7 protein-coding genes are annotated in these 13,482 nt (G+C 41.9%); 4 read left to right on the forward strand and 3 right to left on the reverse strand.

Features of this window, described 5'->3' with window-relative positions; genetic code table 11:
- Nucleotides 1-556 precede the first annotated feature (556 nt).
- Entirely contained in the window at nucleotides 557-2,296 is a 1,740-nt protein-coding gene (gene hmpF / locus PY364_RS26795; protein ID WP_275570761.1) for a pilus motility taxis protein HmpF, read from the forward strand.
- 57 nt (nucleotides 2,297-2,353) lie between these two features.
- Here hmpF and tilS read toward each other — a convergent pair whose 3' ends face one another.
- From tilS to PY364_RS26810, 3 genes are all read right to left on the reverse strand, one after another.
- Nucleotides 2,354-3,433, reverse strand: a complete 1,080-nt coding sequence (gene tilS, locus PY364_RS26800) for a tRNA lysidine(34) synthetase TilS (RefSeq protein ID WP_275570762.1) — start codon at nucleotides 3,431-3,433, stop codon at nucleotides 2,354-2,356.
- Between the two features lie 113 nt (nucleotides 3,434-3,546).
- Nucleotides 3,547-5,562 carry a hypothetical protein gene (locus tag PY364_RS26805; RefSeq protein ID WP_275570763.1) on the reverse strand — a complete coding sequence of 672 codons (2,016 nt, stop codon included), beginning with the start codon at nucleotides 5,560-5,562 and terminating at the stop codon, nucleotides 3,547-3,549.
- A 185-nt stretch (nucleotides 5,563-5,747) separates the two neighbouring features.
- Nucleotides 5,748-7,391, reverse strand: coding sequence for an FAD-dependent oxidoreductase (locus PY364_RS26810; RefSeq protein WP_275570764.1), 1,644 nt, complete (start codon nucleotides 7,389-7,391; stop codon nucleotides 5,748-5,750).
- Between the two features lie 284 nt (nucleotides 7,392-7,675).
- Between PY364_RS26810 and PY364_RS26815 the strand changes: the two genes are divergently transcribed.
- The 3 genes from PY364_RS26815 (at nucleotide 7,676) to PY364_RS26825 (ending at nucleotide 13,466) form a co-directional block, all read left to right on the forward strand.
- Nucleotides 7,676-9,328 (forward strand): AAA family ATPase, encoded by a 1,653-nt coding sequence (locus tag PY364_RS26815; RefSeq protein WP_275570765.1) that lies wholly within the window; start codon nucleotides 7,676-7,678, stop codon nucleotides 9,326-9,328.
- A 7-nt stretch (nucleotides 9,329-9,335) separates the two neighbouring features.
- Nucleotides 9,336-10,532 (forward strand): restriction endonuclease, encoded by a 1,197-nt coding sequence (locus tag PY364_RS26820; RefSeq protein ID WP_275570766.1) that lies wholly within the window; start codon nucleotides 9,336-9,338, stop codon nucleotides 10,530-10,532.
- Nucleotides 10,533-10,679: 147 nt separating this feature from the next.
- Nucleotides 10,680-13,466: a hybrid sensor histidine kinase/response regulator gene (locus PY364_RS26825; RefSeq protein ID WP_275570767.1), complete on the forward strand. Its 2,787-nt coding sequence runs from the start codon at nucleotides 10,680-10,682 to the stop codon at nucleotides 13,464-13,466.
- Nucleotides 13,467-13,482: the final 16 nt, after the last annotated feature.

Here is a 13,482-nt window from a genome sequence, read left to right on the forward strand (position 1 = left end):
ACTTTACTATCCAAGCAGCACAGCCAACCTGGCCCTCTACATCTGTGTAGGGGTATTTCCCCCGTGTTGCCCTCGGTTTTAGAGTCAGGGTTAGCGGTGGGTAGTTTACTTAAACTTTTGACACTCCCATCCCTTTAGGGGATGGGTTTCCATTTTGGAACTTTTTATGAACTATAGTTAGACTAGCCTAATACTGCTCTGAGATGGAAATTATCGGGGTGTACTCCGAATCTACACGATCGGGCACGTTAGGTTTGCGATCGCTTCTACCCGTGAGGCGATAAGACTGATAAAATAAGTGAAAACTTTTTGACTAGCTGACCTTGACGCGCATCTTCAGCCTAAATTGGAATTACAGCAACGGGGCAATTGCCGCCCCTTCAGTTGTGCCGTCCAGGAGCAGCGCGTCAGACTTAGAAGGCTTGCAACTCCAGAAGGCGGTGCATTCTTGCGCTTTCTGGACGCTCTGAGTTAGTAGCACGCGCCTGTGCTGCTACAGTCGGAAAAGAATGTTATCCACGGATTGGGCAAACGACACCTCAAGAGGACGATCAGCGTGCTGTATCTAGCGGAAGTACAAAAACAGAAAAGCAGCTTTGGTCTTGGTAGCGGTAAGGCTGAACTCAAACTGCTAGCTTGTCGGCGAAGCGAGCACAATTGGAGTGCTGTACCCGGTGAGGAGTTGATTCCGGCGGAGGAAGCTAATAGCTTTAACGGTGGGACTCTGGTGCTGGTTGAGCTGAGTAATAGTAAGCAGGTACAGCAAATTCAGGAGGCCGCCCGCCAATTGGTGAGCATTCTGCAAAATTTCTCGCGGTTGCAGGATAAGTTTAAGGACAAGGAAGAGGAAATCGAGCAGTGGAAGGCTTCTCTGACTTTTTCTAGTCAGGAGCTCAACCGCCGGGAAATGGAGATGCAGGCTCGCGAAGAGCAGCTAGCGCAAATGGAGGATGAGCTGGAACGGCTGGAGGCCCAACGCTCGGAAATTGAAAGTGCGCGGGAGGAGGCTAATCGCTTACGGGAAGAGGTCGATCGCAGTCGCCTGGAAATTGAGGGTGCTTGGGAACAGTTGCGGGGCGAGATGCAGCGCATGGAGCAGCAGCAGACTACTTTGCAGCAGGCGGCGGTGTTGGACGATCGGCAGGCGCGGAATATTCAAGATTTGCTCGAACGGCTGTCGGGGGCGGCTGCTCCTCAAGAGTTGGTGCGGGAGGAGTTGAATCACTCTTTGGCGATGGTGGTGGCTCAACAGGCACTGCTGGATCAGCACTGGCAGCAGTTGGAACAAAAACGGGGTTGGGTTCAGCAACAGCAGGATGAGGTTGAAAAAAATAATCAGAATATCCAGAATCGATGGCAAGAATGGCAACAAGCTCAAGATTCTTTGGCGCAAGCGCGGGCTGAGTTAAAGGGCCAGCAAAGTGCTCTGGGTGTTAAGCAAGAGCAGACTCAGGCTTTGGGATCGCAGATGCGGGCGCAGGAGGATGTTTACCAGCAACTTTACCGCTTGGCTGAGTCTTCGGATCGGGTGAGTGTGAGCGAGAAGGTGGATGTGCAAGCGCTGGAGAAGATGCCGGTGGAGGAGTTGCAGGGGTTGGTGCAGCATCTGCAACAGGATTTGGAAAAGGTGTTTCGTTTTGTTAACGATCAGGAAGAGGAGTTGACTTTTCAACGCCAAGCGATTGAAGAGTTGGAAGCGAAGATCCAAGCGGCTAGCGAGTACGATCGCTTGAGTTTGGAAGGGGAACTGGCTGACGAGCAAGAAAATTATGAGATGTTGAATGAAACTCTTGTTGGCCAGCGCCGCAGTCTGCGGGAGAGGGAGGAGGTTTTGAGTCAACACCAAGCTGTGCTGGAGCGTAGGCTGGGTAAGGCTGATGGTGGTAAACAAAATGAAAAAATTGATTTGGGGCCGGTTTTGAGTCAGTTAGAGGGGCAACGGCATCAGTATGGGGAGGAATTGCAGAAACTGGAAGCTCAAATTCAGCAGATACGGGAGGCGATCGCGCAAATGGAGGGGACTATTCACCGCCAAAGTGGGGAGCAGGAGGCTAAGCGCTACGAAATTAAGCAGTTGGAACAGAATTTACAAGGTCAACGGGTGACTGTGGCGGAACTCTGGGGGCGGGTGAATCTTTATCAAGAAATGTTGCAGCCTGTACAGGATAATCTTGGTGGCTTGCGGCAAAAGTTGGAGGGGACGATGGCGGAACTCGATCGCGATCGGGAAAAGGGGAATCATCAAATGGAGGCGATCGCTCAGTTGCGAGAGATGCTGGGGAGTTTAACGAGTTAAAAATTAAAAAGTTATGGTGTCTTGACGAATTAAAAATTAATACTGAGTGTTTAATTTCTAATTTTTAATTTTAATCCATTGGCCTTCGACAGTGGCGATCGCACCTCCGGGAAATGGATCGGTTTGCGCTCTATTGGGCGCTGAGATTAAGTCTCGGATTTTCTCAATGTGAGCAAAGCTAGGAGCAACGGGCAATATTAACTGCAATACTTGCCGCAAAGCTCTTCTTTGCAGTGCTAAGGAGGCCTTTTGCAAGATACGACGGTCAAGCCGTACTTTTTCCTCTGGTGTGGGGCTAAAAGATGCTTGCAACCGCAATTCACTGGCTGCTGTTTCTAGGTAGTCAGCATCGGCACGAAGAAGTTCTGCGGTTTGCGCTAAAGCTTGCTCCGCTTGCGGGTTGAAGTGAGTTTGCAAGTATGGTAACAATTCAGCGCGGATACGATTACGAGCATAGTGCAAGTCTTGGTTGGTGGAATCTTCCCAAATTGGGAGGTTTTGCTCTTGACAAAATGCACCTGTTTGTGTACGGGTAATTTCGAGCATGGGACGCACTAATAAGGCAGATGGGGAGTGAGGGAGCGGGGGAGCAGAAGAGATGGAAGACGGAGATATCTCCTCTGCCCCCCTGCCCCTCTGCTCAAGAGATCCCCCGCTCCCCATCAAAGGGCGCTGCCAGGTGAGGGCAGAGAGGCCATCGGCACCGCTACCGCGAAGGAGGTTATATAGGAGGGTTTCAGCGCGATCGCTGGCTGTGTGGCCTGTGACAATGTAAGGGTAATTGTGGGCGATCGCAACTTCAGCTAAAGCTTGATAGCGCCATTGTCGGGCTGTAGCCTCAGTTTTCGGTATTTCTTGGGCTATTTGGCGATAAAAGGGTAATTGCCAATTGAGAGCTAATTCTTCTACGCGATCGGCATTAGCTTTCGAGTCTGTACGCCAGCGGTGATCGCAGTGTACAATTGCCAAATCCCAACCCCATTTTGGCTGTAAATCTAATAGTAATTTAGTTAAACATAGAGAGTCTTGTCCGCCGGATAATGCTACTAATATCCGCTGATTTCGTGGCAATAATTGGCGGTGGATTAACAAGTAGTGAAATTGAGCGTGGAGATGCGTCCATTTACTAGATTTCATAACTGAAACAAGAATTTTCACCACTTTGAGTTTAGCAGGCCAAGAAAAAGCGATCGCATCTCTTCTCTGATGAGGTGCGATCGCTTTAATTCTAAACTTGTATGGTGACTAGATTAGAGGATGATGAAATTCGTAGCCGTCAGAGGTTGGGCGTGAAGCACTTGAATCGTATTCCCAGGACTGAGAGTGATCCGAGAAAATAGCTCTCCAGTAAAAGAATTTGGGCTATTTAATAAGTTTCCTGGTGTTGCTAAAACAGCGGCTCCATCGCTAAAACCAAGACTAGCAGCTAACTGTATCTTGTCGTCAGTTACTACAAAATCATTGATTTGATCTTGACCATTTGCTGCGCCAAAGACAAAGGTATCCAGACCATCACCACCAGTAAGATTGTCATTGCCAGCACCGCCAATCAAGCTATCATTACCTTCATATCCATTGGCGAAATCATCTCCACCTAAAAGATCGATTGTATCGTTACCATCAGTACCAAAAAAATCGTCACGATTTTGGGTTGCGATCGGTGGTCTTTCTTGTGAGATATAACCAGCAAGACTGGGAATTTGATAGCCAATATCTGCCAAGATAGCTAAATCTGCTCTTGTCGGAAGTCGCTGACTACCACCTTGTGACATAACTGGTACTTGACCATCAATTCGGAAGTTTTGCTCAATGTGAGGATTACCATTTGCGCCAAATGGAATTGGATTACCACCATTAACATTGAGGGCATTAGGGCCAGTTCCCTGCCTAAAGGGGTAGAAACCTAGCGAGTGACCAATTTCGTGTACGGCAACATGAATGAAATCAGTTTGGTTTACTGGAATATCATCAACAGTTGCAGGTGTTGGGTCAAAGAACCAGTTAAGACTTGAGTTAAAAGAGATGCTTCCAAAAATATCCCCTGGTCTTGCTTGTCGAATGCTGTCATATCGAACTGTCTGGCCAGAAAGAAGTTCTCCGGCTGTTACAACAGCATTAGTAGAAGGATTAGTAGGGCGACTGAAGACGGGAGATTGACCGCCGACAAACAGAACCATATCATCAATTTGGGAATTGAAGGTAACGTTTTGCGGTTGCCCTGTAACTGGATGAGTGATAGTACCAGATATGCCAATAGGTGGATCGGGAAAGTCGTTTTTGATGACATCTTCCCAGATTTTACCTGCTGCTTCTAATGCGGCTTTGCGACTAGGATCGTTAAAGAAACCAGTGGTATCGTAACTATAGTCGAACTTGATATTAAAGCCGTTAGGTGTAGGCGTAGGTGTCACCGTAGGTGTAGGCGTAGGCGTGACCGTAGGTGTAGGAGTAGGTGTCACCGTAGGGTCAGGTGTAGGTGTCACCGTAGGGTCAGGTGTAGGTGTCACCGTAGGGTCAGGTGTAGGCGTAACCGCAGGTGTCGGTGTAGGCGTAACCGCAGGTGTAGGTGTAGGTGTCACCGTAGGGTCAGGTGTAGGTGTCACCGTAGGGTCAGGTGTAGGCGTAACCGCAGGTGTCGGTGTAGGCGTAACCGCAGGTGTCGGTGTAGGCGCAACCGCAGGTGTAGGTGTAGGCGTAACCGCAGGTGTCGGTGTCAGTGTAGGTCTAGGTGTGACCACAGGAGTAGGTGTCACCACAGGCGTAGACGTTGGATTGAACAGTTTCCCATCGGTGTCCAAAACCAATATTTCCAACCCGTCAACTCGGCCATCACGGATTTCTCCATAAGACGGGTTGTTTAGTCCGTCTAAAATCTTGTCTCCAGCTTTAAATCCCAAGATGGTATCCTTACCTTCTGCGGGATTGAGAACAAAGATATTATTACCATTGCCACCAATTAGGTAGTCGTCGCCGAGATTGCCATGAACGGTGTCATTGCCATCGCCGCATAGGAGGGTATCATTACCTTTGCCACCGTAAAGCAAATCGTCGCCTTCGTTCCCGAAAACTAAATCGTCACCGAGATCCCCGCGAGAAAGGTCATTGCCAAAACCAGAATAGAGGATGTCGTTGTCTTTGCCACCATAGATGGTATCGTCGCCTTGTTCGCCAGAGAGGGTATCCTCTCCAGTTAGACCAAAAATAGTGTCGGAACCGGAGGTTCCAACCAAAGCGTCTGCGATCGCAGTTCCAAAAAATTCCGTCATAATTGTTGCGTATTGATCCCGTCAATTTATCTGTCAGGGTCGATACCTCGCTTTTTATGCGGATTATCGGCATTTGTAATCAAACTTTACAATAGTGACTTTGCCGATAGACTTTTGAAGTGTTCTATCGGTTCTGAATTAGATAATTTTATTGATAAAAAGTCAAATTATTCCACAAATCTCGATTATTTTACATCTCCATAATCAACTCCTTCACTTGTATCTCTACCGTACAAACCGGTAATTTTACCCGTTAAATTTTCCATTTCTTCCCTAACTTGCCTAGAAGTAATTGTATTCAAAGGCACGCCAGATTGACGCGCAATCGCCGCCGCTACGCCAATTCCTTGACCTTGATAAATATTAACTGTTAAAATTCTTCCGACCGATACAGCCATTCCCACATATCCCGAAGAACGTCCAACAATTGCTAAATTGTTTACCTTTGTAGCTAAAGCACTTTCAATACCAAAGTTATAAACAGGAAGAGGGGGGATTTTGATTGATAATCCTTTAACTCCGCCTCGTAAATCAAAATCATAGGAGAAACTACCGATAGATTTTTCTGGTTCAGTTCCTCCTTTGATGATTTCCTCCCCCGTCAAGGGATCGACAACATCGCGGATATTTAATGTTTGCCTGATATAGATTTCATCTGGGATAAATAATCTCACATCTTTACCAGACATTTTTTGTAGCCAAGCCTGGATAGATGACATTTCTTGAATCATTTCTGAGTTTGGTTTTCTGCCATTTTCTTCGAGTTCAATAACTTTATCAACGGGGTATTTAAACAAAAACCCATTCCAAGATAAGGAGTTATCTTTGTAGATGCAAATATTAGCGCGATCGAAAAAGAATCCAGACTGAGTAAAGGGTTTATTATGTTCTAAATGGTAGGCTGCGCCTAATACTGAACTTCTGATATTATAACCATCGCGATAGGGTTGGTAAATAGGTTGCCAAAAGTTCCTCATCCAGAATTCTGCCCCGGCTGGATCTTGATATTTGTTAATGCTATTTTCTATCTTTTTCACTAACTCTTGATTGTAGATAATGTCATCTTCAATCTTTTTGAGTTCGGATATTGTTAAACCTGTGATTGTTGGGACTAAAGATACTGATAATGTAGAATCTCGCAATTTTGGCGATTGAGATTCATAGCCGCGATAATAAGATAAACCAGCTTTTCTGGCTAGTTCTGCATCTTGAGTTGTGTCAATATAGGAGTCAGCTTTAATTCTGATATTGTTTTCTTTTACTTCCACATATTCAATTTTTTGATTGGCGACATGAGGGGTAAGAGTAGAACCAGAAATGATCGTTACTCCGGCTTCTAATAGCATTTCTTTCAAAGCTAGATCGCCTGTTTTGACTTCTAAACAAGCTTCGGAAACTTGAGCTTTATCTAAGAAGTTAAGGAAACATTGAGCGTAGGGTTCGGAATACCAACTTGGTATTTTATCTAAGTCAACATAGCCTAAACCACCGCGTGTAAGTACGCCGCCTAGAGGTTCCGTAGGATGATTTGAACGAACTAAGGCAACTTTTCCATTAGGGCCTAAAGATTTTTTCGCCCAAATTGCTGCACATACCCCTGGAACTTCATCTCCATAAATTACTACATCATAGTTTTGATAAATTGCAGGTGTTTGTGTGGCTGTCTCTGGTGATTTTCGTGTGTTAATATGAGCTTCTAATGTGGCGCTGGCTTGGTTGGTTTTTAGGATATAATTAGATGCTTGTCTAATATATTGGGAGTCGATTAATAGTTTTAATGTTATGAAGAATAGGATAATTCCGCCGATTTTCTTTAAGTTGGGAAGCATTCAGTTAGATTGTTAATGGATATTGAGAGCGTAAAAGTTGCTCTGCGGGGTTTACGCTGTTGAATATAGCACTTTGGGGGGATTTTGACATAAGTTAATGATGTTTTCGGGGTTGGCGGTTTGTGGGGGTTTGGGGTAACGGTTGCTTTTTTGCTGTTAGTATGTTATGGGTGCGATGTTTGTGGTTGGCTAGGTCTAGGTATTTTTGATGTCTGGTTTCAGGAATGCGATCGGCTATAATAATTTAAGCACAACAATTGAGTCGCCTTAAAGATACATAAAAAATGGAAAAACTTTTTGTACATCCTGAATGTCCTTTTTCAGTAAACACATTTGACCTGTTGGCAGAATTTGAGGAAAATCCAACCTCAGATTTTTACGTGGCACACAAAAAAGATTTTTTAAACTATGTAGAAAAGCCAGTAAAGTATATTTTAAGCCAGGTAGAAGAGCAGTTGCCTGATTTTATAAAAAAATATATAAATATCAAGCATGAGAAATTTGGCTCCATCATTAAAACAAAATATTCCGAATCAACAGCCTACAGTGTAGCTTTTTGTTTTGAGGATATAAATTCTATTGATGATGGTCAGCTAAGACTAAGCTTCCACAACCAGAACTTAACTTTTAGTGTATATGCCAAACTTGATTTTATAATAAGAAACTACCAAGATAATTATATAGATAACGAAAATGCAATTGCATACCTTAAATGTTATCGACTTCCAGCTAAATATGACCTATGGGTGAGTGGGGTGAATACAGAACTTGGGGTAGGTGGTGATGAAAATTGGTCATCTTCAGAGGAAACACCTAAAAATATTTATGAACTATTAGTAGAAAAAGACTCAGAAAATTATTCTTTACCTTTAAACGTAATCCCTGCTGTTTATTATTATATTAATGTTGGCCTATCACTTAAATTAAAAGAAACATTAGGATCTTCTGCTAAACAGTTAGTTCATAAAATAGTACAAGCCTTTAAAAAGTTATTTCCATTATTTTTGATTGCTAATTTCTACGATACTATTGACGAGAATGGTTCCGATGATTTTCTTATTGGTCAATATTTTTCAGTCTATGAAAAAGAATTTAATCCAGTGTATCAACTAGAAGAAATTTCAGAAATTACTGGTTTTCAAACAAAACAACTAAACCAATGGAAACACGCCATTAACCGCAAAGGCCAAACTATCATCCAAGGCCCACCGGGAACCGGCAAAACTTTCATAGCAGAAAGACTTGCCAAACACTTAATCGGCGGCGGTGATGGCTTCTCAGACATTATCCAATTTCACCCCGCCTACACCTACGAAGACTTTATCGAAGGCCTCCGGCCAATAACTGAAAACGGACAATTAACCTACTCAATAGTTCCCGGTAGATTCCTACAATTCTGCGAAAAAGCCGAAGGCTGTGAAGATACTTGCGTACTCATTATTGATGAAATTAATCGCGCAAATCTCTCTCAAGTCTTCGGCGAATTAATGTATCTATTAGATGACCGACAAGACACGGAAAGATTTATTACCTTAGCCAGCGGTAAACTATTTAAAATCCCTACAAATGTCCGCATTATCGGCACAATGAACACGGCAGACCGTTCTATTGCTTTAGTTGATAACGCACTGCGCCGCCGCTTTGCATTTATCCCTATTTCTCCTAACTATGAACTATTACAAAACTATCATAATAGAGAGGAAACAGATTTCCCAGTTGATAAGTTAATTGGTCTTCTCAAAGAGGTTAATCAAGCCATTAACAATAAACACTATGAACTAGGGATCTCTTTCTTTTTAACAGAAACCTTAGCTGAAGATATCCAAGATATTTGGCAAATGGAAATAGAACCCTACCTGGAAGAATACTTCTTTGATAATCAGAAAAAAATGGATGAATTTCTTTGGGATAAAATCAAAGATAAATTGAGCAAGTAATCATCTTATGGAACAAGAATCACCGCAAACCATCGAGATCACAGAATATCAATTAGCAACCTTTGAAAAAGATGTAATCCCCGAATCAGTAGGCGATAAAATATATGATAATTATGCCAAGGAAATAGAGATAGAATTTCCCAACCGTAAAACAAAAGATAAATGGCATTTAAAATCTAAAGGCATAGTTGGCAATATTCCAATTACTCCAGAATTTCACATTATTATCCAGCCAAAAGTCCCGATAGAAAACTTGTTTGGAATGCTTGACTATGCCTATAAATTTAATATAAATTTTCCCAAAGGACAAATTAAGTCTGAATCTTTAGAACAAGTTTATGAAAGATTAGCAAACATCCTTGCCAAGAAAATTATCGAACGCTGTTGTAAAGGATTATATCGCGATTATTTACCCAAAACCGAAAAACTTCCCTATATTCGCGGCCGCCTCGATATCCGCCAAGCAGTTCAAAAACCTTGGGAAGTTAAACTAAAATGTCACTATAACGAACAAACAAGTGATATCGAAGATAATCAAATTCTAGCTTGGACACTCTTTATTATTGGCCGTAGCGGTTTGTGTGGCGAATTAGTCTCATCGAAGGTACGAAAAGCTTTTCATACACTCCAAGGAATTGTCACCATAAAATCTTTTACCTCACAAGCTTGTATTGATAGAAATTATCACCGTTTAAATCAAGATTATCAACTTTTACACGCCTTATGTCGCTTCTTTCTGGAGAATACAGGCCCAAGTCACGAAAAAGGCGATCGCGAGATGGTTCCCTTTCTGATAAACATGGCTAATTTATATGAAGAATTTGTTGCTGAATGGCTCAACGTAAATACACCAAAAGGCTTCTTTGTCCAGCAACAACACCGATTCATACATGACCAAAATTATTTCGATATCATTGACTTAGTTCTAGGAGATATTGAAACCCGAAAAGTCCAATACGTCCTCGATACCAAATACAAAGTTCCCGATAAAGTAGCCAGTAGCGATATTCATCAAATAGTCGCCTACGCAAATGCAGTAAACTGTCAAAATGCAATTCTTATTTACCCGCAAAACCTCAAACAGCCACTAGACATAATAACTGGAGATATCCGAGTTCGCAGTCTAACTTTTTCCCTAGATAGTAACCTCAATGAAGCCGGAAAAACCTTTTTAACCTCTCTACTTCCAAACACCATCCCCTAACTTTTCTCTGCACTCTCTTAAAATTTATGTAAAAAAACGGTTTCTATGAAAAATTGTTGCTTTCTCAGATATCAATGTTTTCTAGGATACAATGATTTAAAGAGAAAGTAGTTATATTCAACCAAATAGTATCTCCACAATCATTATATGCGTCCAACTACTGCGAACTCTCGAAAATTCCCTCTGCGTGGTGTCCTCGTTGTTCCTTTTGTCCTACAAATATTTGCTGCTGTTGGACTGACGGGGTGGTTGTCTTTGCGTAATGGACAAAAAGCAGTTAATGATGTGGTTACTCAGTTACAACGAGAGGTGGCGTATCGCATCGAGCAAAAACTTGAAGTTTATTTGGCAGTGCCTCCAACAATTAATCAGATTAATGCAGATGCCGTCAGTCTTGGTCTATTAAATTCCCAAGATTTGAAAAAAACATCTAAATATCTCTGGAAGCAAATTCAAATATTTGATTCAGTTACTAATATTGCAATCGCTAATCAGGAGGGAACATTTATTGCAGCCGAAAGACTTGAAGATGGCAAACTGATTATCAGAATAGCAGAACAGTCTACGGGTAATTTGAATAGTTATACAGCTAATGAAAACGGGGAATCTGGTCAACTTTTAAAATCATTTCCTAATTTCGATCATCGCGAACTCTCTTGGTATCAAGATGCAGTCCGCATAGGAAAACCTACGTGGGGTAATGTGTTTATGCGTGTTGGCGTTCAAACAAGACCAACGATTACTAACGACCGAGCTATTTATAAAAATAGTAACTTTTTAGAAGTATTAACAATTGCACTAGATCTATCAGACATCAGTAAATTTATGAGCCAATTAAAAATTGGCAAACATGGCGAAGCTTTCATTATCGAAAAGTCGGGAAAATTGATCGCAACATCCACTTTAGAAAAATTTTTTAGCGAGGGAAATGATGGAAAACCCCAAACAATAAAAGCAACAGAGAGCAGGGATGTGATGATTCGCTCCACAGCAGATTATTTGGCTAAATATAGAGGTGGCTTAGATAGAATTACCACCCAAACAGGTTTCAAACTTAAACTCAATGGCCAAGAACAATTTGTAGAAATTCTCCCTTTATCCAATCGTCAAGGCTTAAACTGGCTGATTGTTATTGTCGTACCAGAGTCCGACTTTATGGAGCAGATTAATGCCAACACCCGCACCACGATTTTATTATGTTTGTTGGCTTTAGTTGTAGCGACAATAATGGGTATATTTACATCAAATTGGATTGCTCAACCAATCTTGCGGTTAAGTCAAGCTAGTCAAGCGATTGCAAAGGGAGAACTTAGCCAAAAAATTGAACTCAATGGTGTCGATGAAATTGAAGTTTTGGCGGAGTCTTTTAACCTGATGGCACAAAAATTACAAGGGTCTTTTACTGCATTAGAAATTAGAGTTGAGGAACGTACAGCGGAACTTAAAGAAGCTAAAGAAGAAGCTGAAAATGCTAAAGTTGCAGCGGAAGTAGCAAACCAAGCTAAAAGCGAATTCTTGGCAAACATGAGTCACGAATTACGAACTCCTCTCAATGGTATCTTAGGTTATGCTCAAATTTTAATTCGTTCAAATAACCTTCAAGAAACCGAACAAAAAGGCGTAGGGATTATTCAGCAGTGTGGGTCTCATTTGCTTACTCTGATTAATGATATTTTAGACCTCTCCAAAATAGAAGCTCAGAAAATGGAACTATATCCTAACGAATTTCATTTTCTAGCATTTCTCCACGCCGTTAGTGAAATTTGTCGCATTAAAGCTGAACAAAAAGGAATTACATTTATTAGCCAATTTGACCCCGCACTCCCGATTAGCGTTCAAGCTGATGAGAAACGATTGAGACAAGTATTGATTAATTTATTAGGAAATGCCGTCAAATTTACCGATAAAGGTAGCGTCACCTTTAAAGTTGGTGTGATTGAATCATCGACGATAGAACGTGAAGTAAATACTTTGAATGCGATCCAGAAAATCCGATTTCAAATTGTAGATACAGGGGTAGGAATGAGTGAAGAACAAAGACAAAAAATATTTACTCCCTTTGAACAAGTCGGTGAGACAAAACGCATGGCAGAAGGGACAGGGTTAGGATTAACTATTAGTTCAAAGATTGTAGAAATGATGGATTCCAAAATTCGTGTAAGTAGCCAATTGGGAGCTGGGAGTCAATTTTGGTTTGATTTAGACTTACCTTGTGCTAGTGAATTTACCTTAAAACCTACTTTTGAATTAAAAGGAACAATTGTCGGTTTTACAGGGGATAAACGGAAATTATTAGTGGTAGATGACCGTTGGGAAAATCGCTCAGTCATTGTAAATTTATTGACTCCCGTAGGTTTTGAAGTGGTAGAAGCAGTTAACGGTGCTGAGGGATTAGAAAAAGTTAATGAGTTTAATCCTGATGCCATTATCACTGATTTAGTTATGCCTGTGATGGATGGGTTTGAGTTGCTACGTCGCTTGCGAAATGCTGAAAAACTTAAACAGATGATTGTGATAGTTTCTTCTGCAAGTGTGTTTGAAGCTGACGAATATAAGAGTTTAGATGCGGGAGCAAATGCTTTTTTACCTAAACCTGTACAGGTGTCAGAATTGTTTGAGTTATTGGAGAAACAATTAGGTGTATCTTGGATTTATGCAGAGCCAAAGACGGCAGAATCTACTACTAAATTGAGGGCGAATAATTACTCTAATGAATCTTTAGTTATTCCACCATCAGAAATGCTAGAAATTTTGCATGATTTAGCAAAAAAGGGAAATATGAAAGCAATTATCCAACAAGCGGAAGAGTTGAAAAAATTAGATGAGAAATGGATTCCTTTTGCTGAGATAGTCTGTGAAATGGCGAAAGGATTTCAGGAAAAGCAACTGCGAGCCTTTTTAACTGAGTATCAAGTAGACTCAAGTTCACTGTAGCAACTTTCCCCTCAAA

The sequence above is a fragment of the Kamptonema sp. UHCC 0994 genome (assembly GCF_029167235.1).
Lineage (GTDB): Bacteria > Cyanobacteriota > Cyanobacteriia > Cyanobacteriales > Microcoleaceae > Kamptonema.

Bases quoted from the DNA above. Each gene is read 5' to 3' on its own strand.
- tilS (WP_275570762.1), bottom strand. From the start codon at position 3,433: ATGAAATCTAGTAAATGGACGCATCTCCACGCTCAATTTCACTACTTG.
- PY364_RS26805 (WP_275570763.1), bottom strand. From the start codon at position 5,562: ATGACGGAATTTTTTGGAACTGCGATCGCAGACGCTTTGGTTGGAACC.
- PY364_RS26810 (WP_275570764.1), bottom strand. From the start codon at position 7,391: ATGCTTCCCAACTTAAAGAAAATCGGCGGAATTATCCTATTCTTCATA.
- PY364_RS26815 (WP_275570765.1), top strand. From the start codon at position 7,676: ATGGAAAAACTTTTTGTACATCCTGAATGTCCTTTTTCAGTAAACACA.
- PY364_RS26820 (WP_275570766.1), top strand. From the start codon at position 9,336: ATGGAACAAGAATCACCGCAAACCATCGAGATCACAGAATATCAATTA.
- PY364_RS26825 (WP_275570767.1), top strand. From the start codon at position 10,680: ATGCGTCCAACTACTGCGAACTCTCGAAAATTCCCTCTGCGTGGTGTC.